Source organism: Vreelandella zhaodongensis (assembly GCF_013415115.1).
Classification (GTDB): Bacteria; Pseudomonadota; Gammaproteobacteria; order Pseudomonadales; family Halomonadaceae; genus Vreelandella; species Vreelandella zhaodongensis.
In genome coordinates this window covers 277,743-300,464 of record NZ_JACCDD010000002.1, presented here as the reverse complement: position 1 = coordinate 300,464, position 22,722 = coordinate 277,743, and the positions used below count along the sequence as shown (strand labels likewise).

Here is a 22,722-nt window from a genome sequence, read left to right as displayed (position 1 = left end):
CCTTTATGCTAATTCTCGCGGTATCCGACTAAAGCTATTTCATCTCCCGCCGATGATAAAAGATGCCCAGAAAAATAATCTAAGGAAGTCCCCCCATGCGTCTTGAGTCCAGGCCGTCGTTATTCAGTCCCTTGACAAGCCTTCAGCTCTGTCTCACTGAGGAATGTTAATGGTTGCACCATTGCCTCCAAATGAAGCAGATCGTTTGCGTGCGATGTGGCGCTATATACGTCATAACCAGGCACCTGACGCAGTTTTAGACGCTATTACCCGTTCGGCTGCCAAGTTTTTTGACGTGCCGATTGTGTTGGTCAGCTTGGTGGAGGAGAACAGTCAGTGGTTCAAAAGCCAAGTGGGCCTCGATATTAGCAGTACCCCCCGGGACGTCTCATTCTGCGCTTATGCCATTTTGGAAAACGAGCTTTTGGAGGTGGCAGATGCCACTGTAGATGCTCGTTTCCAGGATAATCCCCTAGTGACTGGCCCTCCTTATATTCGCTATTACCTGGGAGCGCCGTTAGTGACGCCCGACGGGTTTTCGATTGGTACGCTGTGCCTGATAGATTACCGCCAAAGGGTAATAAGTGATGAACATAAGCGTCACTTGCAGGTTTTAGCCCATCAAATCATGAGTCATCTGGAATTGCAGCGGCTTCAGCGTCTTGAGCAACTTATTAATCACGCGGGGCTTGGTATTTGGGAACTCGACGTGAGTTCCAATGCAATGTGGGGAAATGATGAGTTCCAGCGCTTACATGGCGCTGCTCCGTTGACACCAGGCCACCGCCTTGAGCTTGCAAGCCACTATTTGCCTGAAGATCGCGATACGCTGGAAAGTGGGCTGGAAAGAATTGTTCAGCAAGGTATTCCTTTCGACGGCTGCCTACGTTTGAAAGCTCCCGGCGAAACGGCGGTTACCTGGGTGCATGTAACGGGCGCCTCAATCGAGGATAGGGTGCCTGCCCGCCATATTATAGGCACCCTGCAGGACATTACCCCTCTTCAGCAAAGTAGGCACGAGCTAGAGTGGCGGCACCGTATCGATGACCTTATCACTCGCCTACAGGCGAGCATTATTGCTGGGGATAATATCTCTGCTTCGTTTTCAGACGCACTGGAGGCGCTGCTGTCGCTAACGGAGAGTGAGTATGGGTTCATTGGGGAGGTATTTAAGGATAAGAATGGCGAGCCGTTCCTTAAGACCCATGCCGTTACTGATATTAGTTGGGATGAGGCCTCTCGGGCACTTTACTGTAAGGCACAAGCGGACGGTTTAGTGTTCTCCCAATTGGACTCCCTCTATGGCCATGTTCTGCGCACTGGCGAGCCTCTGATTAGCAATCGGCCTTCCCATGATCCAAGGCGTGGTGGGCTGCCTAAAGGACATCCTTCCCTCGATACGTTGTTGTGCCTGCCGGTTTCAGTGGAAGGCGAGATGGTTGCCATGCTAGGGCTTGCCAACTGCGCTGAGGGGTATAGTGAGGGCACGCTTGTGTCGCTTGAGCCATTGCTCAGGCCGCTTGGTCAACTGATTCACGGTTTACGACTGCGCCGTCAGCACGATGAAGCCTGGCAACGCTTGGAGCTATCCTCCAAGGTGTTTTCCAGCAGCCGTGAGGCAATCATGATCTCGGATGGCGACAACCGTATTATTGAGGTCAATGAGGCATTTGAGCGAATTACTGGCTATACCCGTGACGAAGTCCTTGGCAAGAACCCCCGGGTCTTATCGTCAGGGCGCCAAACACCTGCCTTTTATCGGGCGCTGTGGGCGTCTTTGAACAAAAAGGGATATTGGCAGGGGGAAGTGCTCAATCGACGCAAAAACGGCGATCCGTTGCCAGAGATGCTGTCAATTTCAGTGGTGCGCAATGAGGCAGGTGAGACTAGCCACTATGTTGCCGTTTTTTCTGATCTGACACACATCAAGCAGCATGCAGATGAGCTGTTTCGAGCGGGGCATGTGGATCGTCTAACCGCGCTACCCAATCGTAGCCATATGATTGAGCTTATGCATGAGGCGCTCGATAGCTGCAAGCCAGATGAGACTTTGGCCATAGCAGTGCTCGACTTAGACGGGTTTCATGAACTCAACTCGAGATTCGGTCGAGCGGGGGCTGATCGGATCCTGCTGGCCTTGGCTGGGCAGTTGGTTGATGCGCTAGGGTCAGGTGATCTTATCGCTCGCATCGGGGGAGACGAGTTTGCCTTTCTACTGCGCCGGTTTGAGGGTAGCCTCGAGCGTTTAGAGTTCATACTTCAACAGGTGGCGAAGCCACTGAGAATACCCGAAATAGGTATCACTGATGAGGCGCCGCTGAGGCTAACAGGCAGCCTAGGCGTTACCCTGTTTCCTACTGATCACAGTGACTCTGACACACTGCTACGTCACGCCGATCAGGCGATGTATCGCGCTAAAATGGTGGGCGGCAATCGTTTCGTCCTCTTCAACCCTGAGCGCGAACAAGAGCTTAAAGACCTTCAAATGTGGCGTGGACAAATTGCACGTGCACTCGATGCGGGTGAGTTTGTGCTCTTTTATCAGCCGCAGTTTGATCCGGTCATTCAAAAGGTCACTGGTGTGGAAGCGCTAATCCGCTGGCAGCACCCTGAGCGTGGGCTGCTGGCACCCGATCAGTTTCTACCCGCGATTGCCGGTAGCGAGCTAGAGCTAAGCTTCGATGCATGGGTGCTAGAAACTGCGTTGCAGCAGATGGAGGAGTGGCATGCCAGTGCCATCATGCTTGAGGTATGCATTAACCTGAGCCCCCAGTCACTTACCCGAGCCGACTTCTTCGATACTCTGCAGAACGCGTTAGCCGCACACCCCGATGTGTCGCCAGCGCTGCTATGCCTTGAAGTGCTGGAGTCGGCTGCTCTGGACGACCTGCAAGCAGCAACACAAGTCATGCGTGCCTGCCGTTCACTAGGCGTGAATGTCGCCTTGGATGATTTTGGAACGGGGTATTCGTCGCTGACCTACCTACGTGATCTACCGGTAGACATGGTTAAAGTAGATCGCAGCTTCGTCATCAACATGTTGGAGCGTGAGCATGATTTGGCCATTGTTGAGAGCGTTGTGTATTTGGCTAAACGATTCAATAAAAAAGTCGTCGCGGAAGGGGTTGAGAGTAACGCTCACGTCAAACGACTGACACAAATGGGCTGTCATTTGTTGCAAGGATTCGGTATCGCCCGTCCCATGCCGGCAAAGGCGTTGCAGACGTGGTACGAACATCCCTCAAAAATGCTCAAAGAACTCAACCTTACCTGATAGCTAGTCCCCTGTGTGGTCAGAAGACAGCGCTACGACAGTCTATAAATGTCCATCAGAATGAATTAGCAAAGGGAAATAAACTGCTAATTTAACTGAAAAGTAGCGTTGACTTATACAGGGCGGGTCTGTGATTATAAAAAATAATTAACATTTCAAAGAAAAGCCCGATAGCGGGAGGGTGTGTGTCTGCGCGTCGAAATACAGCCGTCATTTTCGGCATGTTAGCCAGTTTTTCCTGCTTGCAGAGCTATAGCCAACCTATTTATTCAGATAGCTTGGATAGTTTTGCTGCAAAGCTGTTGTGTAGTGATAACGCTGGCTGCCCTCCCTCGCAAAGCACAGCCCCCAGTAACCCCTTGGTAATCGAAGGCACCGTTCTGCCTGATGATGCTGCCCGTGGCGTTGATGAAGAACAGGCCTTTTTCATTCAGCAGGGCGCTTACTTAAATCAAGCGGGTGACCTGGTATCGCTTGAAGGCAGCGCTATCGTTGTAACGCTGCCAGAGCGAGGCCAATTAAAAACGGGTAGCGCAACGGCAGTAGTAACAGCGCCGCTATCAGCTCCTGTCATTATCACTATACCGAGCGAAAAAAGATAATAATGCGTCACTACCTGAAAAATGGGAGGGCTTGGCTTTGGCTACTCTTCGTACTTAATGTTGCCTACTTAGTTTATGAATTAGCGTTTAACAGTCGCCTGGTGGATGCATCGGTTGCCCGCTTATCGAGCGGTGATATTAGAGCGCTGGAATTAGAGGGGCGGATACTGTCGGGTATCGGCCTTAGCTTGCTGCTACTACGCCTGATCACATTAAAAAATAAGTCAACCAAGTTGTTTATAAAGCAGGTGGCGTTGGCGATTGCCATTGGCTTCCCAGTCATGTTTTTTGGTCAGCGCATCTTAGTTGATGTATTGATTGATCGCACTTCTGCCGAGCAGCGCATGGATGCTCAGCATCTTCTCCTGATGAAACGGGGTCTTGCCACTAACTCACTGCAGTTGGAGGGTATTGCGTTTGATGAAGAAGATCTCGATTCACCTCATACGCGTAGCTTTCTTTCTGTATTAGGGCTGATGACGTTTGTCTCTCCCGCCTTTGTTGATGATCTCAAGGCAGAGGCAGAACGCATTATCCATCAAGTAGCGACAAATGAGGCGAGTAAGGAACTGCCAGAAAGCTACCAAGCCTATGAAACGTTGCAAGGGTCTATCCGTAGCGCATGGGATGCGTATAAAACGATTTCGGATAATTATTGGGCAGCCCAGCAAGAGATCTCCAGTCACGCTGAGCAAGCCTGGCTAGACGTGCAAGAAGACCTGTTAAGCCAATGGCAAGATAATCAAATAGAAGGAAGTGAAGAAGCTTTTACTCGTCAGGTGCTGACACTGCAGCGCAGTTTGGCAACGTATTTTAATGCCCGACAGCGATGTGAAAGTGGCCGTTTTAGAAATGAGTGTATTGTCCGAGTTGAAGAGATCTACCGTGAAGAAGTGGTCGATAACTTAGGACACTATATTGCTCCCACCGACTGGTGCTATACCCCCGAAGTAGTGATCCAAAATGTCCGTCGTGGTAACCGCTTTGTTACTGAGCAGCGAACCGTTCAGCGCTGTGAAGACCTCTCTTACGATCATTTGAATGGGAAGCTAGCCACCGTTTTAGGTGCGCCTGCTTCTTATGCACACTTTGTGGCGAGTGATGACGTTGCTGCTCAGATAAGGCAGGCAATGCTGGCGCAGGATATTGAACTACCCAGTGAATGGCGTGCAAACGACCGTGAGGGGTTTCTTGAGGCGATCATTGCAGGGCAGTCTCATGAGATAGGAGAGCAAGCAGGTCAGTCCATGCAGCAACATTTAGGTGCGTCGCTGCCGCTTGATTTGAATGCCGACGCTTTTATTGCCTCTCAGCCAATTCAGGACCAGTTACACGAAGCATTACAACCACGCGATGAACAGATGGTCATCACGTTAGATCTGACGCCAGAGCAGTTCAGAGACCAGATACTGTTGCCACACTATTTAGCGTACGCCGAAGCAGAGCGGCAGCGGTTATATGACGACGCACAGTTGCTCGCGAATGGTCAGCCTAGAGAAGATGAAGGTAAGCAGTACGTTCGAGCGCTCATCGTGCCCCCGATTGCAATGGGCTTTTCGCTATTTTTTGCGTTAGTGAATGCGATTGGTTTGGCCGCAAGCGTTCCTGTACTGATGGATTCCAAGCGTCGCTGGTTACCCCACGTTATCAAAGTAGGTGGGCTAGTGGTCGTTGTCACTATTCCTATGCTGAGTAGTGCAGCGGTGACGCAAACCGCAACGTACCGCTACTTTAATGAGGAATTTCAGCGTTCAATGACCACCGGGGGGGCGTTATTTGCCACGTGGGTAATCCACACCCAGCCGGCGATCTATTCGATAGGGCGCTTCACTTCCTATTTTGCGCCCCCGTTGGTAAGTGGGCATTCCAACGCCATAGAGCGTCCTGGAGACGCTAACCAGGAAAGCGAAGCAACGCCTGGCTCTGCGGAAGAAGCCTCGGTAGAAACGCTGGCTGAGCCAGCCGCTCCATCCTCTTCTCCTCCCGCCGCCCAGGAAGACGGCAGCCCTATGGCTTTGCCAGATGACGGTAGGCCGTTAGGCGTGGTGCATTTAGATGCCTCGACACCGTTAGAAAGCCAACTAGCCACACGGCATGAAAACATGCCCCATCACGCGGCACTTATTGATGTCCAGCAGCTCAGTGACGGCAACTGGGCGATCCATCGTTCTCCGGTTATCACTGGCGAAGGTACCTGCCTCACCAATTTCTCAAGAGCGATGGATATTAGTCGAGTAAATAGCCTTCAGTGGCGCGCAGCCCGGCATGGCGACTGTGGTAGCGACGCGATTGCGAAACGCCCCGTTAGTATTCCTCTTGCAGCTGATTTTGCTCGTGTTATCCAGCGAAATGAAGATGGCATCGCGTTATGGGCGCATTTCCAACCTACGCTCTTGGGCGAAGTTAATTGTCATGCAGTACGTCGTGAGGCCGACCAAATTGCCGATGTGCTAGGGGCCCATCGGTTTACCGCTGCCGCCAGTACGCCACAGGTGCTTAGCTGTTTTGCGCGGCATGAACGTCAGTATGGCCTTGCTTATTTCGGGCCTGAGTATGGTGAGCCCCAAGCAGAAGGGGATAGCCAGCTTCGTCGTATGAGCTTGGCCGACGTTCAGCGCCTGCGTGAGCGCGCCAGGGGTGTCGGCTATCGTCCTCAAGCCTTAACACTATCGGAAACAGCGTTGGAAGGCATTCAGGGCGTGCTGACCAAGGGAGACTGGCTAGTGGTTCATCAGAGCCACACCAATACAGGCGTATTCACCTTTTCACAAACTCACGACTTACGCTATGGCGTTTTTGGGGCGAGACAACTGCCAGCCAGCACGGCAGGCCAAACACTAGACGTGATAGTGACAAGGAACCACGAATGATCATGAAAAAAGCGCTGAAATGGGCGGGAGCCATCGCGGTAGGGGTAACAACATTCTCTGCTGCGCATGCTAACGATTTGGTGGTCGAACCCTTCGCACAATCAGCATTAACGGAAGAGCAAAAGCAAGCCTGGCAATATTACATTGCCCAGGAAAGTGCTCAATATGGTTGCCAATATGGCGATGATATTCGCTTGCAGGAAGATCCTCGAGGAACCTTGCAGGCATTAGCCAATGGTGACGTCATGGATCCTCTCCAGGTGACGCTACGCACGTTTCTTTTTGCCGGAGAGAACGTTCAAACGCTGTTAGCGCGCAATATGGTGATTGCGAGTATGGAGTGTAACCCTGTCTATTACTTTGATGGGGAGCTAATTGGCCATCCGGTACTGCCCTTTGAAGAGCATCTCGACATCTTGCTTTCCAAGTTAAGGCAAACACCAGAGTTAAGCGCGCACATGGGTTTTTTGCGTGGTACCAAAGCGGCAGCAATTGATGCGCGTTGGTTCTGGGCGTTTTATCTATTAGATGGCGACCATTATCGGTTGCTAGGCCAGAACGTTGACACCATTCAACAAGTCGCGCGCATGTTTGTCGGCAGCTTAGCCAACGTGATGGAAGAAAACGCGTTTTGGTTGATATACGACAATGTGTTTAACCAGGGTATCTACGTTGAAAATACCAACGAGTGCCAAGGTGAACAAGCCGAGCCTAATGCCGACGTTGTGGTTGATAAAAACATCGCCTGGGAAATGGTTGAAGCCTTTTACCGAGAGGAAGGTATTTCAAGCCGGGGAAGTTGGCGGCCAGCCGTTCAGCAAGAGGGAGATGGCTATCAATTGGCTGAATCAACCACCATTGAAGACCCCATCAACCCCTATTTTAATGTAAGTCGCCGCGTCACTATAAAGCCACAGGAGTGCCAGTAAATGTATTTTAAGGCCCTATTTACCGCCGGGGTAATATCGCTGTTTTCACTGCCCGCCAGTGCATTCGCCCAGGTTGCTTGCCAAGATGATGAGCGGCTCTATTCATTTGCTGACTATATCGATGAACGGCAGGCAGGCACGTCTGAGCCTTTGCAGTTAACCGTGGCAACATTTTTAAACCTGACGCCAAGGGCGAGGGAAGTGATCGGTGACAATCTACGCTTACTGGATAGTGAGTGTCGCCCGATGCAAGTCAGCGAAGGTGAGCCGCCATTTAGAATCGAAATGCCCTTCTCGACACTGTATATGGGCTTTTATGATGCCGTCCTAAGAGGTGATGACAGGACGCAGAAAATCCTGCTCAATAGCTTTCGTGCTGAGCCTGTCGATCCTATGGAGTTCATTAGTTACTTTACGGTGATTGATAGCGGCAACGAAGAGTTAATGGAGCGCTTGGCAAGAAGTGCGGGAATTAATATGCACACGGCTTCTTGTGACGACGAAACAAAATACCTGCACTTCGCTGATTTGTTTGTACGTTTTGGTGGAAGCGTTTACGGCGAGCATGGAAAAGCTTGGATTGTATCCGGTGGCCAACCCCAAGTTACTTCTGTTGATGCAAATTTGAGCCAGGAGTATACAAGCCTAGCTGGAAGACGTTGTGGCGTTTCAAAAAACTCCGTGTTGTCAGTAGCGGAAGCGGCTGGTGCGATCACCTTTGATTTAGGAAATAGCGCTGTTGATCATTGGTGGCATGGAGATAAATTACGCAATTTCTATACAGAAAAACATACTCAATGGCTTGAGCAAGGCGCTCCTGATGCTGTGCCTGCAAGCCTGTTCGAGTAAGCCGAAAGCACGCCTACCAAGATAGCGGCAGCATAAGGCGTTGGTGTAATAAAAACGCTTTATGCTGCTAGTTAATTAGATAAATACTTTTCTGAGTTGATTAGGAGCTAGCGCTGATGCGCAGCCGCGTCCATTAAAAGCCCTTCTCAGCGCAGCAGGGTAGAAAATATAAATTAAAAAAGGGAAATAAATGAAACGTACCTATAAGCCACTGTGCACGATGCTTCTAAGCAGCGCGATTTTGTATGCCAGCAATGCGGCAGGCTCAACAGTCGATTGGACACCCTTGCTTGAGTCGTGGGAAGACGGGTGTGACCAGTCTGAAGAGTGGGGAGATCTACGCCGAAATCTGGTTACCTATTCAGGGGATTCGCTCTACCCCGACGTTAACAAGATTGTCCTGCCTGCTGTTTATAAAGAAGGCCTTGGGGAAATAGATTTATTTGAGCGCAACCGAGATTATAGCGGCTACCGTTTAGCAGCAAAAAACGGTGAGTACTACGGCCTGCCTGTTGAAGGCTTCGTTTTTTATCTTGGCAACTCAAATGGCATTAACGTGCTTTTGGTTGAGTTTTCAGCGCCCATTGCCGACGTGCAGGAAAGGCTTTCAAGCGTTGAATATTCCTTGGTGAATCATGACAGCGGCCCCTATCAGGCGCAGTTGATTACTGACGAAGAAGCGGGCAAAGCCATGCTGATGTGCGATTTAAGCGTTTAAAAAATATTTTAAAATTGCTTTTTAAAGCAGGTGGCTGGCTATAGCCAGCCATGAAGGTCGTAAGTTGCTGTTATAAATGCTTTAAGTATTTAATAAGTTGTTGCATTTGATTTTGTATTCAAAATAAATACCCCATAATTAATGCCGTTATCTGCTTAATTTATATCTTTTTTGTATCTGCTGTTGACGTGAGCACTATAGAAGCGCAAGCTGATAGCAGTTGGTTAGCAAGTCGAACGTTGTCAGCAGTATCGAAGCATTTTAGCGTTGAGCCTGGTGAAAGTTTCTTGTTCTGCCCTCTGTAACTCGGGTATTTCCCCGGCATTAATTTCGCTAAATCGAGGATTTCGATCATGGCAACTGGTACCGTAAAGTGGTTTAACGACACTAAAGGCTTCGGCTTTATTTCTCCTGAAGTTAGTGGCGACGATCTGTTCGCACACTTCTCCGAAATTCAAGCAGAAGGCTTTAAGTCCCTGCAAGACGGTCAGAAGGTTTCTTTTGACGTCACTCAGGGTCAAAAAGGCCTTCAAGCTTCTAATATCAAGGTTGTGGAATAAACCCCATGCTGCGATATTAGCTACCGACTAGCTCGGTAAGCTTAAAAAACCCCGCCAAGTGCGGGGTTTTTTGTGTTTGTTTACTTTTGCTCACTGTACTTTCATTGTCTGTGAGTTCATCCATAGCCATCCTTAGGTTGTTCTCACAAGATGACTACACCAATCACGTTTTTTGTTCTTCGGTGTGGTTCGATAAAAAACTAATATATATGGTTTTCATTTCCTTCACTATCGATTAGCTACTGCTGTTTTCTCGAACAACAGCGCATCAGCATTGCTCATCTCGGATGTTGCTACGACAATAATCCAAGTGAATTTGTATACATGCAGTAGACGGCTGTGGAGTACTCGGTATGAAGACTTTGTCGAACATGGGGTTTGCCCTATTTGGTGCAGCGCTGGTGGCGATTAGTTATGGGCTTGCGCGCTTTGCGTTTGGCTTATTTGTACCTTCCATTGGCGCTGAACTAGAGCTGACCGCGTACTTGGTTGGTATTATCGGGGCGCTGCCGTTTATTAGTTTTGTATTGGCCACGCTGTTTGCACCACTTGCAGCAGATCGGCTCGGTGCGCGTAATTTGGCGGTGCTATCGGGTGGGTTCGGTGTGGCCGGCCTTGTCTTGATAAGTCAGTCGTCTGGTGCTTTATCGCTCGGTGTGGGTGTGTTTGTCTGCGGGATTTGCACTGGTCTGATGATGCCCGCTCTGACTGCTGCTATGCAGGCGTTGGTGAGCCGAACAATGCATGGTCGCGTTAGCTCTATTATGAATGCAGGCACCAGTATTGGCATTATTGTAGCAGTGCCGACGGTTGTGTTCTTGGCTGATGCTTGGCGCTTTACCTACTCGAGTTTTGCTGTTTTGGCGGGCTTGGGGGTTATTGCAGCGTGGTACTTTATCCCTTCGGTTTCACGGATTGTGCCGGCGAATGCGGCACCACCGCCGCCGATCACGCGACAGCAGTGGTCGCGCCTTACCCGGCTTTCTCTATTCGCTTTCGCCATGGGCTTTGTGGCTGCGCCGTACTGGTTGTTTGCTCCAGATCTGGTGGTTACCCTCGGTGCACTATCTCCACATCAAACCGGTTGGCTTTGGTTTGCTGTGGGGGTTGCAGGTCTAGGGGGGGCCGTAGTGAGCGATTTGGCTGACCGTAATAACCCTCCTATTACGCAAGCATTGATGCTGATGATGCTGTCCTCAAGCTTAGTGTTGCTTGCTGCTAGCCCAAGTCAGCTAGGGTTGGCGATGTTTTCGGCCATGGTATTTGGCCTTGCTTACATGAGCTTAACGGGACTGTATCTGATGACCGGCATTCGTCTATTGCCGGGGCGACTTTCCCTGGGGCCAGTATTGCCTTTCATGGCCTGCGCGCTTGGGCAGGCAGCAGGATCACCGGTTGTTGGTGTGCTGGTGGATGGTTTTGGATATGCCTATGCGTTTTCGATATTTGCGGTTATTGGCATTGTGGTGGCGATTATATCGCCAGCTTATCCAGGTCATATTGATTACTGGGCAGATTGGACAGAAGAGAGTGCAGAGGAAGAATTAGGGCAAGAGGAGCAACCTTCCGCTGAAGAGACCGGTCTTCAAGCAGCGTATGACCACCAGTTGCTGGATGAGAATGGTGAGCCCATTGAACCTGCCGCTGAAGAATCCAATACCTCCTAACAATCGTATTGCTGCACTAGCACGGTGGTCATTTGCTTACCGGCGCCTTTTGACTCTGTACATAGCGCTATCGGCATGGTTGAGCAATGTGTCGGCATCTTCCCCATCAGCGGGATAACAGGCTACGCCGATGCTGCAGGAGGGCATACTTATCCCGCCGAATTCGGCGCCCAACGGCTCGGCCATGATGGTGATGATTTGATCTATCTTACGTGTAACGGCTTCCATTGAATGGATGTCCGTCAACAGAACAGTGAACTCATCGCCGCCCATCCGAGCTACTGTATCGGTTTCACGTACGCAGCCTTCCAGCCGTCGTGCCACCGCACAAAGTAAATTGTCGCCGGTCGAGTGTCCATAGACATCATTGATACCCTTAAAGTCATTAATATCAATAAAGAGCAACGCTAAGCCGCTCTGGTGCCGATGGGCTGCATTTAAGCTCGAGTTTAGCCGGTCATAGAACAATGACCGGTTAGTCAGTTTCGTCAGCGGGTCATGATGAGCAAGGAAGCGTAACTCTGCCTCGGCTTCCATTAGAGCCGTTACGTCCCGCGCGACACCGATCCGCACTCCATCCTCTTCGGACCAGCGAGCCGACCATAGAATGTGGACGATACCGCCATCTTTACGAAGGTATCGGTTGCGGAAATCAACGTGGGGCTGACCGCTCATCACGCGCATAATGGATGCTTGTGTAAGCGCGAGGTCGTCAGGATGCATGTAATTGGTGATTAGGGTGCCGGTCAGCTCATCAGCACGGTAACCAAGCAGGGTCTCGCAGGCATCACTCACAAATAAGATCTGATTGTCTCCATCAACCACGAAGACAGTATCCAGCATCAGATGAACCAGCTTGGGATAGAGCGCTTGCAGGTCAACGGGCATAGTCTAATCCGGTTAACATTTTGTTCAATGATAGGCAAGTTGCCAAGGTGCAATAAGGCGGCCGTCATCTGATCATAACGCATGGGTCAACGCCTAATACGTTGACCAGAAAAAGTAAGCATATTAACTAGCCTAGGCGATTGGCGAGTGGTTTGTCTGACTGTTTAGCGGATGACGTTATCGACAGGTGTGCCTCATAGCAGGCTCCGTTTTTCACTAAAACACCATATCAGCTAGAAAGCGTTTTGGGCGAACTACAGGGCAGCAGGGATTTACAAGTGGGCTAATAACCGTCCTAAGGTTTCCATGCCCCACTCGCTGCGTGCTGTCCACGGGTGGCCATAGCTTAAGCGTACGCAGTGCCGGAACTGCTGAGTTGCGGAGAAAATGGGGCCTGGCGCCAAGCTAACACCATGGTCGAGCGCCATGTTAAATAAGCGTAGTGAATCAACTTTTTCAGGAAACTCTACCCACAAAAAGTAGCCGCCATCAGGGCGAGTGATACGTGTTTGGGTGGGAAAGTAGCGATCTGCAGACGCCAGCATACTGCCTTGTTGGGCTTCTAGAGCGTGGCGGAGCTTACGTAAGTGACGGTCATAGCCGCCGTGCTGTAAATAGTCGGCAATGGCGGCCTGCGCGGGAATGGAAGGCGAAATAGTCGTCATTAACTTCAGTCGTGAAATAGCTTCGGCGTAGCGCCCCCCCGCTACCCAGCCAACGCGATAGCCAGGCGCCAAGCATTTCGAGAAAGAGCTGCAGTGAATGACTAAACCCTCATTATCAAACGCTTTCACTGGGGTAGGCGGTGTGCTGCCAAAGTACAGCTCGGCATATACATCATCCTCTAGCATGGGGACTTGATGCTGTTTTAATAATTGGTAAAGGCTCTGCTTTCGTTCATTGCTTAGGCTGGCGCCGAGCGGGTTTTGCAGATGGCTCATAAACCAGCAGGCTTTGATAGGTAGTGATGCCAATTGCTCTGCTAACACATCAAGGTCGATACCCTCGCGTGGGTGCACTGGAATCTCCACTGCACGCAGTTTTAGCCGCTCCAATACTTGCAAGCTGGCATAAAACGCCGGGGACTCAACCGCCACTAAGTCGCCAGGTTGGGCCACGCATTGCAGGGCTAAGTTGAGCGCTTCCATTGCGCCATTGGTAATCACCAGTTCTTCCATCGGCAGTTGGATACCGCCCAGCATGTAGCGCAGTGCAATTTGCCGGCACAGATCGGTATGCCCAGTGGTCATATCGGCCACTACCTGCTGGGGGGAAAGCTTGCGTAGCCCCCGTGTCATGCTGGTACTCAGGCGAGAAAGCGGAAACAGCTCAGGGCTGGGAAAGGCCGAACCGAAAGGTACTGTTCGGTCATCCTGCAGGGAATCGAGCACCGAGAACGCTAGCTCGCTGACTTCTACTTCCGCTGGGTCGGTGGGTTGCAGCGTCACACGTGGCTCGCCCAGCAAGCGCCGAGCATGTTCACGAACAAAATAGCCTGAGCGCGCACGCGCGGTAATAAGCCCTTGGTTTTCCAGTAAGTAATAAGCCTGAAAGACCGTGGAGGGACTAATGCCATGATGACGGCTGGCCTGGCGAACCGAGGGAATACGTTCCCCTGGACCAAGTACTCCCTGGCGAATCAGCGCGGCTATCTCATCGGCAAATTGTTCGTAGCGTTTCATGGGGTAGGCCGTGGGTACGTTGAGTGTAACGTTAGGGTGCTCCATCACAACTTTAGGCGGCACAGTGTGGCTCTCTGCTATTGGAAAACGTTACTGTGACGCATTGGGGGAACTTAAAACAGGATCAATTTCATCAATAAAAAGCATATCAGAAGGCGTGCTCATAGGTCTGTTGGTATCAACTGGTACGCAATATTTCTCTAAAACTGCGTCTGTTTGTAACCCAGCTTAGTGGGGATAGTAGTGGTTAATAATCGGCGACGCCCCTCGACCGTATGACCTCCATTCCCTCTTTTCTGGATATCGGTATGACGCAACGCATTCCATTGCAAAACTTAACCACTGAGGCAGCGGTTGAACACCACTCGCCTTCATCTAATGATTCCCGTCACCAGCCTTCTAATAACAATCCGTCCAATAATAAGCCACCCAAGCTTGGGCATATTTATGTGCGAGAAATTGGTGGTTTTTTTCAACGCATCCGGCGCTGCTCAAACTGGTTGTTAATGGCGCTGTATTTTGTCTTGCCATGGATTAATTGGGGGGGCCGGCCGCTGATATGGTTTGATCTTTCTGCGCAAGAGTTCCATATTTTTGCGGCGACGTTTTACACCCAAGATTTTATCCTGCTCACCTGGATCTTGGTATTGTGCGCGTTTGGCCTGTTTTTGATCACGGTAGCGGCGGGTCGCGTGTGGTGTGGTTACAGCTGCCCGCAAAGCGTTTGGACCTTTCTGTTTATCTGGTTTGAGCATCGCTTGGAAGGGCCTCGGCACCGTCGCATACGTCGTGATAACGCGCCGCGCACCTTTGACACGTTTTTGCGCAAAACCGCTAAACATACGGCTTGGCTGCTGATCGCGCTGGCAACGGGGATCGCCTTTGTCGGTTACTTCACGCCGATTAGAGCATTGGTGGTAGATTTTGTTAGCTTGAATGCGCACCCCTGGGCGCTATTTTGGATCGGCTTCTTCACGGTTTTTACGTACCTGAATGCGGGTTGGCTACGTCACCAAGTATGCCTCCATATGTGTCCTTACTCGCGTTTTCAGTCGGCAATGTTCGACGCTAATACACTGATTGTGTCTTATGATGCTGCGCGTGGTGAACCACGTCGCGATCATCATCAAAAGGGTGTTGAGGCCCCCAGTGTTGGTGACTGCATCGATTGTGAGCTGTGTGTTCAGGTATGCCCAACAGGTATCGATATTCGTGATGGACTGCAGTACGAATGCATTGGCTGTGCCGCGTGTATTGATGCCTGTGACAGCGTCATGGCACGCATTAATAAACCGCTTGGCCTCGTGCGATATACCACGGAGCGTGCATTGGAGGGGAAAGAGACTCGTTTCTGGCGTCCTCAGCTAATCGCTTACGCAGTGGCGCTGCTCTCCATGGTGGTGCTGTTAGTTGGCTTCTTGAATACCCGAGTGCCCATTGATGTGGATGTTGCGCGAGACCGCCAAACGCTGTTTGAAAACACTGTAGATGGACGCATCATCAATTACTACAACGTGACGCTGCGTAATCAAGCTGGCCAATCGCATCGCTATGCGTTATCGGCAGAGGGGCTGCCTGGGTTGCATTTGCAGGGAATGGACACCATTGAGGTCGGCGCTAATGAGACGCGTAGCTTGCGCCTTGCGCTCACAGCGGAAGCAGGTGTACTGACTCAACCCAGCCACCCCGTTGAGTTGCGCTTTACATCGCTGGAAGAGCCATCGATAACGAGTGTTAGTGAAACGCGCTTCCTGGGGCCATCAGGGGAGTAGTGGCTTTATCTATCACGCTCTCTTAATTGGGTGCTGGCAGGCCCCTATTGTGCTGGCAGTATCGCGTTGCCGTTGCCGTTGCCGTTGCCGTTGCCGTTGCCGTTGCCGTTGCCGTTGCTGTTGCTGGTGCGCAATGTTGGGGCACTCGCGATGAGCATAGGAGCGGTAAGTCATATTGCGCTTGATGCTCAGTTTTTTACTAGCGAAACAGACACGGCTTTACCCGAAACCACCAGCCATGCGCTGCGACTTTTCATGCTGGTCATGCTTCTTGTCGGTGGCTTTTTGGTGATCACCGCTACATGGTTTCAGTCTTTAGGCCCAACACGCCCCGCGTCGATGATTACATTGGGGAATATGGCCATTCAGGTGCATTTCTTGCTTCTTTTGCCAAGTTATTGAGTATCAATGGTGCCTGGTTAGCCGTGCCTATTTCCAGTGTGGCGTTGTTTGTTAATTTGTATCAAATGGTTACGCTATAAAAATAGCAACTTGGCTAATAATCAGAGATTATGTGAAATGTAAAACACTTTTACGCATGAGTCGTCGCGTCATATTCCAAGGTAGAGCATGGTTACATCCAACCTATATTCTTTAGATGATTTCCCAGTAGGGTGCATGGTGACCGACTATAAACGTCGGATTCTATATAGTAATCACTATCTTGAGCAGTATCACGGTTATTCAACGAATGAATTGTTAGATGCTGATTTGTTCACTTTGTTGAGCAAAGCGTCACAGATTATGTATGACACTTATATAGTGCCGATTCTGATACGTGAAAAGCAGTGTGATGAAATTCGTTTATCTCTAATAACGCGTTCTAACAGCAAGTTACCAATTGTGGTGAGCGTTCATTGTGATGGTAGAGCCAATGAACGACTTTTTTGGAGTATCAGCAGTGCGAGCAGGTCTGACCAGTTATTTGAAGAGCTAACAGAAACCAAGCAGCTTCTTGAGCAAAAGGTCTCTTTATTGCGTACCCTCTCTGACACGGATCAGTTGACTGGCTTACCTAACCGAGCAGCGCTGACCAACCACCTTGATCAGAAAATTCTGAATCTCAAGCAAGACGGTATGGCGTTTGCTCTGGCGTTTGTTGACCTAGATGGTTTCAAAGAAGTTAATGACCGCTATGGGCATCAGATGGGCGATAAAATTCTCCAATTAGTCGCCAAGCGCTTGGCTAACAATCTAAGAAGTGACGACTTGATTGCTCGCTTTGGTGGTGATGAGTTCGTGATTTTTTTAAATGGTCGTTTTAGTGCGGATTTAGTAGAAGAATCCCTGTCTCGGCTGATCAGCAAGCTCGCTGAGCCGTTTGATATAGATTCAGTGTTGTTAAAGCTCTCTGCCAGTATTGGCGTAACGCTGTACCCACAATCGAAAGAAGTTGAGCCAGACCAACTGATTCGACAAGCTGACCAAGCGATGTATCAAGCAAAATTAGCAGGAAAAAATCAGATTTGTCTATTTAATGTGGACAACGAACAAGTACAAAAAGGAAAGAATTCAGAGCTGTCTGCCATTAGGGTAGCTATGGAGGCTGACCAGTTTGAGCTTTATTACCAGCCCAAAATCAATATGCTAACGGGCAGAGTGCTGGGGGCTGAGGCGCTCATACGCTGGAACCATCCCACTGAAGGCTTGAAAGCACCGGCCACTTTTTTACCTGTTCTCAATAACACCTCTACCGGTGTAGAGCTAGGGCGTTGGGTAGTTAATAGCGCGCTTTGCCAGCTTCAAGTGTGGCTCCAACAAGGCCTGGATATACATGTGAGTGTTAATATTGATGGGTATCACTTACAGCATTCCCGGTTTCTTAGTGATTTGAGTGAATTACTTGCAGATTTCCCCAATCTACCAAAGCAGCGGCTGGAGCTTGAAGTTCTGGAAACAAGCACCATCGAGGATGTTAGTCATGTTTACTCGGTGCTCAATGTCTGCAGGATGATGGGAATACGAATCTCGTTAGATGACTTCGGTACAGGCTATTCTTCTTTAAGTCATCTTAGGGATTTGTCGGTCGATACGCTCAAAATAGACCGCAGTTTTGTAAAAAATATGCTGACCAGCGTTGGTGACTTAGCCATTCTAAAAGGCGTGATTGGTTTTGCTCACGCGTTTGAGTGTGACTTAGTCGCTGAAGGCGTTGAAACGCTACAGCATAGCCAACAGCTTATTGATCTTGGCTGTGAGTGTGGTCAAGGATACTTCATTGCCCGCCCTATGCCCGCTAATGCATTTAAGAGATGGGTAGAAGAGTGGAATGAAGGTGAGTTTAAAAGAAAGTTTAAAAGTGCAGGTATTTTTAAATCTGACCTATAAAGTTTAGTCGTTAACGTTTAGTAGAGACAGTGGAGAGGAGCTTGTGTGTTGACGAAAGAGCAAGTTATAGCTCGAAATAAAGTAACCGTTATGGGATCTGGCAATAAAACACTGATGCTGGCTCACGGCTTTGGCTGCGATCAGCATATGTGGCAACACCTTATTCCTCAATTAGAACAGAGTTACACGCTCGTTCTGTTTGATTACGTGGGGGCAGGCCAATCACAGATATCTGCCTTCAGTGAGGCGCGCTACAGTACATTAGAAGGCTATGCCCGAGATGTTACTGATATTTGTGATGCTCTGGATTTAAGTGAGGTGCATTTTGTTGGCCATTCGGTTAGCTGTAATATTGGCTTATTAGCAACAATTGCCCGTCCTGAACGATTTTCCAGTCAGATTATGGTTTGCCCATCGCCTTGCTTCTTAAATATGCCGCCAGACTATCGCGGCGGCTTTGAACGAGCGGACCTTGAAGAACTTATCGGTCTGATGGATCGAAATTATATGGGCTGGGCTAATTATTTGGCACCTCTTATTATGGGGGCCGAAAGCTCCCAGGAATTAATAAGCGACCTCTCCAGCAGCTTTTGCTCAACCGATCCGGTGGTGGCTAAGCTATTTGCGAAAGCTACCTTCTTTTCGGACTATCGTTATCTACTGCCTGAAGCGAAACACGCGACGCTAGTGCTTCAAAGCGCAGTAGACTCCCTTGCCAGCCCAGACGTCGGTCGCTATATCCATACGCATATGCCTAACAGCACGCTGCGTATTATGGCAAGCGAGGGGCACTGCATTCACATGACGCATCCAGAGCTAGTTGTTCGAGAAATTAACGCTTGGCTAAGTGACTGAGGATGAGCTTATAGGCTTGGTTGGGCAAGAGCGTCTTACGACCGGCGCTCTTGCCCATACACAACCAACAAATTGCGTGGATATTATTTGGTTAAAAAGCCCGCTACCTATTGATGAAATGCAACCGTTGCATCACGTGGGCCAGACGCTACGTCCTTGAGTTCAACGTGTCGCACCTCATTAATGTCCGAAAGAGCGTCGAGATCAAATTGAACATAGTTAAGGTTGTCGTAGGTGCGAATGTGGAGTTGACGCTGCTGTAGGTCGATCAGGGATGTCCATGATGTGTATTCAGACGTATAAACGCGATTGTCAGTCACACCTGGCGCAGTAATGTTCTCAATAGAGTCGCGAAAGCGGTTATCGATGGTAATACCACGAGGCCGATCAAAGTTATTCATTACACGTGATAGTGTGGTGATGGCGCTGTCAGCATCTTTGGCTTTCTCGGCAAATTGTGAGTAATAAACGGCACGTACAAACCGACCAACAGAGGTGTTAGAAGCCGGTAGCCCTGCCGTTGCGATGCCTGAGTCTGGCTGTACAAATTTGACGCCATTAAGCTCTAGTTTGGATTGATCTTTATTGCTTAAAAAAGTGTAGTTGTTCAGGTTAGTCATATGCCAGGAAAATTCTGGCCCATTCGTCATGACGCCTAACGGATTATCAATAATGTTTTGTTCACCGTTAGCAAACTCGATCACAATTGATTTTCCAGTGGCGTCGTGCAAAGTGTAATGAAATGGCGTTTTAAGTAAGCCATGGGGGAGTAGGGAGGTTACCAACACAGGCTGCTCCTCCAGTGCCGCTTTCACTTCATCCACCGTGCCGAACTGCGATAGCGTCCATGCGCCTAAGTCGATAGCCGATAACACAGCTTGGGTGTTGTCGACCATATCTGCGGGGCCTTCGGTACTGGCGAACGCCAGCACACTAAAGGTTAATCCTTTGTCGTTAACGCCTTCGGCTACTTTAACATCCCCTGAAACAGGATCGGGCACGCTGATGGAGACAAACGCGTTTTGGCCCGTGAAATCTAATACATGGTGCTTGTCAGCCTGCGACCCAAAGGTTGTTCCTGCTGGGAAGTAGGAGACCTTGTAGGGCAGCTCCATAGGCAGCTCCATCGTGCGGCCCGCATAGAACTTATCATTAGAGTCGGTATAAAGCAGTGATGTGCACGCTAATGCAGTGGGCGCCACAGCAGTGCTGGCAATGGCGATACAAAGTGCCGCTAAACGAGATTTAGAGAGTGGTAGCATCGTATATTTCCTCACAGCATCAATGGTTGGCAACAGAATCCAGTATCAAGTGTAGCTTTGTTTAAGCAAGCGTTTTCAACGCAGTAATGCGTGTGAATGCTTGTGTTCTGAATTCAGGTACTCTTGCCAAGTAAGATCCGATGGGACTTACTTGGCAAGGCTGTGAGGTAGTACGTTGCGCTTAGTTTAGCCTTGCTTCAAGGCGTTCGGCGCGCTCGCCCGGGGCGGGGTGGCTGGAGAAGAAGCTGCTGTTATTGCCATATTTTGCTTCCAGCTTGCGTAGGGCGGTGACGGCGGCACTGGCATCCATGTCATAACGCTGCATCAGCTCGATGGCGTAGTCATCGGCTTCATTTTCCTGACGTTGGGAGAACTGGGCATTCACCAGCTTTTCGCCCAACTCGCCAAGCTCAGAGCTTGAAAGCGCGGCTGCAGAAGAGCTTCCGCTGGCGGCGGCGGCTTCACGTGCGGCAGAGGCAGCGTAAGCAACTTGGAAAGCGCGTTTGGAGTGTCCCAGTACGACGTGACCAATCTCGTGGGCGATAACGTAGCGCACCTCGTCATCGGTCATGTTGTCCATCAGTCCGGTATGTAGCCGGATAGAGCCGTTGGGCACCGCAAAGGCATTAATGTCGTCCAGCTGATAGACATTGTATTCAAGGCTGTGTCCGTCGACGTTTTCCCAGCCTTGGGTCAGGCTTGCTAGCCGCTCGGCATACTGGCTGTTACTGGCGACTAGCTGGTTCTCTGCATCAAGCTGGGCAATCGTCTGGTCGCCGAGTTGCTGCATTTGCTCGTCGCTCATGGTGGCAGCGCCTGCCAGACCGGTACCTGCGGAGAGCATACCGCCCATGTCTGCACCTGATTGACAGCCGCTGAGAGTCAGTGCGGTGGCTAAACCTAAAATGCAGAATGTAGAGCGTACTAAGGGCGTTGTTTGCATCGCCAGTTCCTTTGTCGATAAATAATAAGACGTTGTGAATTCAACATGGCGCTTATAAAAGCGCGCTAATTATACTGTATATCGGTATGCAGCTCTATGCTTCAAACAACGTATGGGGGCTGTCTTCATGAACAAGTGCAACATTTGGCACATCAAGTTTATCTACCCCGACTAAACGACGTTGGCCTTCAGAGTGGCGCTTGTTTAGGATCAAGGATGATCCTTCATCAATTAGCGAGCCGTTCTTATGAAGCCTGAAACCATTGCCCTTCACCATGGCTATGCGCCTGATTCACAAAATGCTGTTGCTGTGCCGATCCATCAGACCACGTCGTTTTCATTTGATAACGCCCAACACGCGGCGGATCTGTTTGATCTGAAAGTGGAAGGGAATATTTACTCGCGCATTATGAACCCAACGTGCGCCGTGCTGGAGCAGCGGGTGGCCGCGCTAGAAGGCGGCATTGCGGGGTTGGCGGTGGCCTCTGGCATGGCGGCGATTACCTATGCGATCCAAACCATCGCTGAAGCGGGCGATAATATCGTCTCGATTAGCGAGCTGTATGGCGGTACTTACAACTTGTTTGCCCACACCTTGCCCCGCCAAGGCATTCAGGTGCGGTTCGCCGACAAAGATGATATCGACGGCCTTGAAGCGCTGATTGACGAGCGCACCAAAGCGGTTTTTTGCGAGAGCATCGGTAATCCATCCGGTGGCGTAGTAGACCTGCAAAAATTGGCTGAAGCAGCGCACCGCCATGGGGTACCGGTGATTGTGGATAACACCACGGCAACGCCGTTCTTGTGCCGGCCCATTGAGCACGGGGCGGATATTGTCGTTCATTCGGCCACTAAATATATCGGTGGCCATGGCACCACGGTAGGTGGTGTGATTGTTGATTCAGGCAAATTCCCCTGGGCGGACAATGCGAAACGTTTTGCGCTGCTAAACGAGCCGGATATCTCCTACCACGGTGTGAGCTATACCCGTGATGTGGGCGAGGCGGCGTTTATCGCCCGTGCACGGGTAGTACCGCTGCGTAATATGGGTGCGGCGCTCTCTGCCCAGGCGGCCTGGAACCTGCTGCAGGGGCTAGAAACGCTGTCACTGCGCATTGAACGCATTTGTGCCAACGCGTTAGCCGTTGCCAAGCACTTGGAAAGCCATCCGCTGGTGAAGTGGGTGCACTATGCGGGCTTGGAAAACCATCCTGACCATGCGCTGGCCCAGCGCTATATGCATGGTCACGCTTCGGGGATTCTTAGCTTTGGTATTGAAGGGGGGCAGGCCGCTGGTGAGCGCTTCTACGATGCTCTGGCGCTGATTCTGCGTTTGGTGAATATCGGCGATGCCAAGAGCTGCTCTTCCATTCCGGCATCTACCACCCACCGCCAGTTAAACGAGCAGGAGTTAAAGGCCGCAGGCGTTTCTCCTGATATGGTTCGTCTGTCGATTGGCATTGAGCATATCGACGACCTGCTAGCAGATATTGATCAAGCGTTAGCGGCTTCTCAAGGGTAAA

The 22,722-nt window shown here is 50.3% G+C and carries 17 protein-coding genes; 13 read left to right on the top strand and 4 right to left on the bottom strand.

What is annotated here, in order from left to right; genetic code table 11:
* The first annotated feature begins 169 nt into the window (after positions 1 to 169).
* From HZS79_RS04735 to HZS79_RS04700, 8 genes are all read left to right on the top strand, one after another.
* Positions 170 to 3,274, top strand: a complete 3,105-nt coding sequence (locus HZS79_RS04735) for a sensor domain-containing phosphodiesterase (protein WP_179927188.1) — start codon at positions 170 to 172, stop codon at positions 3,272 to 3,274.
* A gap of 185 nt (positions 3,275 to 3,459) precedes the next feature.
* Complete coding sequence (locus tag HZS79_RS04730; RefSeq protein ID WP_179927187.1) at positions 3,460 to 3,876, top strand: hypothetical protein; 417 nt, start codon at positions 3,460 to 3,462, stop codon at positions 3,874 to 3,876.
* Positions 3,877 to 3,878: 2 nt separating this feature from the next.
* Positions 3,879 to 6,746, top strand: coding sequence for a hypothetical protein (locus HZS79_RS04725; RefSeq protein ID WP_179927186.1), 2,868 nt, complete (start codon positions 3,879 to 3,881; stop codon positions 6,744 to 6,746).
* Positions 6,743 to 7,675 carry a hypothetical protein gene (locus HZS79_RS04720; RefSeq protein ID WP_179927185.1) on the top strand — a complete coding sequence of 311 codons (933 nt, stop codon included), beginning with the start codon at positions 6,743 to 6,745 and terminating at the stop codon, positions 7,673 to 7,675. The genes HZS79_RS04725 and HZS79_RS04720 overlap by 4 nt, the downstream gene beginning before the upstream one ends.
* Complete coding sequence (locus tag HZS79_RS04715) at positions 7,676 to 8,524, top strand: hypothetical protein (protein WP_179927184.1); 849 nt, start codon at positions 7,676 to 7,678, stop codon at positions 8,522 to 8,524. It abuts the gene before it with no gap.
* A gap of 190 nt (positions 8,525 to 8,714) precedes the next feature.
* A complete protein-coding gene (locus HZS79_RS04710; RefSeq protein ID WP_179927183.1) occupies positions 8,715 to 9,242 on the top strand; it encodes a hypothetical protein in 528 nt (175 codons plus the stop codon).
* Between the two features lie 353 nt (positions 9,243 to 9,595).
* Positions 9,596 to 9,802 (top strand): cold-shock protein, encoded by a 207-nt coding sequence (locus HZS79_RS04705; RefSeq protein ID WP_038478993.1) that lies wholly within the window; start codon positions 9,596 to 9,598, stop codon positions 9,800 to 9,802.
* Positions 9,803 to 10,155: 353 nt separating this feature from the next.
* On the top strand, positions 10,156 to 11,469 hold the full coding sequence (locus tag HZS79_RS04700; RefSeq protein ID WP_162216989.1) for an MFS transporter: 1,314 nt from the start codon (positions 10,156 to 10,158) through the stop codon (positions 11,467 to 11,469).
* A 36-nt stretch (positions 11,470 to 11,505) separates the two neighbouring features.
* Here the strand turns inward: HZS79_RS04700 and HZS79_RS04695 are convergent, their stop codons facing one another.
* Both HZS79_RS04695 and mapR read right to left on the bottom strand, forming a co-directional pair.
* Positions 11,506 to 12,357, bottom strand: a complete 852-nt coding sequence (locus HZS79_RS04695) for a sensor domain-containing diguanylate cyclase (RefSeq protein WP_162216990.1) — start codon at positions 12,355 to 12,357, stop codon at positions 11,506 to 11,508.
* Between the two features lie 272 nt (positions 12,358 to 12,629).
* Complete coding sequence (gene mapR, locus HZS79_RS04690) at positions 12,630 to 14,039, bottom strand: GntR family transcriptional regulator MpaR (protein WP_179927360.1); 1,410 nt, start codon at positions 14,037 to 14,039, stop codon at positions 12,630 to 12,632.
* A gap of 308 nt (positions 14,040 to 14,347) precedes the next feature.
* Between mapR and ccoG the strand changes: the two genes are divergently transcribed.
* The 4 genes from ccoG (at position 14,348) to HZS79_RS04670 (ending at position 18,994) form a co-directional block, all read left to right on the top strand.
* The gene (ccoG, locus tag HZS79_RS04685; protein ID WP_179927182.1) at positions 14,348 to 15,811 is read left to right on the top strand and encodes a cytochrome c oxidase accessory protein CcoG; all 1,464 of its coding nucleotides are present in this window, start codon (positions 14,348 to 14,350) and stop codon (positions 15,809 to 15,811) included.
* Between the two features lie 66 nt (positions 15,812 to 15,877).
* Positions 15,878 to 16,213: a hypothetical protein gene (locus HZS79_RS04680; protein ID WP_179927181.1), complete on the top strand. Its 336-nt coding sequence runs from the start codon at positions 15,878 to 15,880 to the stop codon at positions 16,211 to 16,213.
* A gap of 168 nt (positions 16,214 to 16,381) precedes the next feature.
* Entirely contained in the window at positions 16,382 to 18,139 is a 1,758-nt protein-coding gene (locus HZS79_RS04675; RefSeq protein ID WP_179927180.1) for a sensor domain-containing protein, read from the top strand.
* A 90-nt stretch (positions 18,140 to 18,229) separates the two neighbouring features.
* Positions 18,230 to 18,994 (top strand): alpha/beta fold hydrolase, encoded by a 765-nt coding sequence (locus HZS79_RS04670; protein ID WP_218927935.1) that lies wholly within the window; start codon positions 18,230 to 18,232, stop codon positions 18,992 to 18,994.
* Positions 18,995 to 19,101: 107 nt separating this feature from the next.
* Here HZS79_RS04670 and HZS79_RS04665 read toward each other — a convergent pair whose 3' ends face one another.
* Both HZS79_RS04665 and HZS79_RS04660 read right to left on the bottom strand, forming a co-directional pair.
* Positions 19,102 to 20,256, bottom strand: a complete 1,155-nt coding sequence (locus HZS79_RS04665) for a linear amide C-N hydrolase (RefSeq protein ID WP_162216994.1) — start codon at positions 20,254 to 20,256, stop codon at positions 19,102 to 19,104.
* A gap of 181 nt (positions 20,257 to 20,437) precedes the next feature.
* Positions 20,438 to 21,199, bottom strand: a complete 762-nt coding sequence (locus HZS79_RS04660) for a M48 family metalloprotease (RefSeq protein WP_162216995.1) — start codon at positions 21,197 to 21,199, stop codon at positions 20,438 to 20,440.
* 247 nt (positions 21,200 to 21,446) lie between these two features.
* Between HZS79_RS04660 and HZS79_RS04655 the strand changes: the two genes are divergently transcribed.
* The gene (locus tag HZS79_RS04655) at positions 21,447 to 22,721 is read left to right on the top strand and encodes an O-acetylhomoserine aminocarboxypropyltransferase/cysteine synthase family protein (protein WP_162216996.1); all 1,275 of its coding nucleotides are present in this window, start codon (positions 21,447 to 21,449) and stop codon (positions 22,719 to 22,721) included.
* Position 22,722 lies beyond the last annotated feature (1 nt).

Bases quoted from the DNA above. Each gene is read 5' to 3' on its own strand.
- HZS79_RS04695 (WP_162216990.1), bottom strand. From the start codon at position 12,357: ATGCCCGTTGACCTGCAAGCGCTCTATCCCAAGCTGGTTCATCTGATG.
- HZS79_RS04705 (WP_038478993.1), top strand. From the start codon at position 9,596: ATGGCAACTGGTACCGTAAAGTGGTTTAACGACACTAAAGGCTTCGGC.
- ccoG (WP_179927182.1), top strand. From the start codon at position 14,348: ATGACGCAACGCATTCCATTGCAAAACTTAACCACTGAGGCAGCGGTT.
- HZS79_RS04700 (WP_162216989.1), top strand. From the start codon at position 10,156: ATGAAGACTTTGTCGAACATGGGGTTTGCCCTATTTGGTGCAGCGCTG.
- HZS79_RS04675 (WP_179927180.1), top strand. From the start codon at position 16,382: ATGGTTACATCCAACCTATATTCTTTAGATGATTTCCCAGTAGGGTGC.
- HZS79_RS04720 (WP_179927185.1), top strand. From the start codon at position 6,743: ATGATCATGAAAAAAGCGCTGAAATGGGCGGGAGCCATCGCGGTAGGG.
- HZS79_RS04655 (WP_162216996.1), top strand. From the start codon at position 21,447: ATGAAGCCTGAAACCATTGCCCTTCACCATGGCTATGCGCCTGATTCA.
- HZS79_RS04660 (WP_162216995.1), bottom strand. From the start codon at position 21,199: ATGCAAACAACGCCCTTAGTACGCTCTACATTCTGCATTTTAGGTTTA.
- HZS79_RS04735 (WP_179927188.1), top strand. From the start codon at position 170: ATGGTTGCACCATTGCCTCCAAATGAAGCAGATCGTTTGCGTGCGATG.
- mapR (WP_179927360.1), bottom strand. From the start codon at position 14,039: ATGAAACGCTACGAACAATTTGCCGATGAGATAGCCGCGCTGATTCGC.
- HZS79_RS04710 (WP_179927183.1), top strand. From the start codon at position 8,715: ATGAAACGTACCTATAAGCCACTGTGCACGATGCTTCTAAGCAGCGCG.
- HZS79_RS04665 (WP_162216994.1), bottom strand. From the start codon at position 20,256: ATGCTACCACTCTCTAAATCTCGTTTAGCGGCACTTTGTATCGCCATT.
- HZS79_RS04725 (WP_179927186.1), top strand. From the start codon at position 3,879: ATGCGTCACTACCTGAAAAATGGGAGGGCTTGGCTTTGGCTACTCTTC.
- HZS79_RS04715 (WP_179927184.1), top strand. From the start codon at position 7,676: ATGTATTTTAAGGCCCTATTTACCGCCGGGGTAATATCGCTGTTTTCA.
- HZS79_RS04670 (WP_218927935.1), top strand. From the start codon at position 18,230: ATGGGATCTGGCAATAAAACACTGATGCTGGCTCACGGCTTTGGCTGC.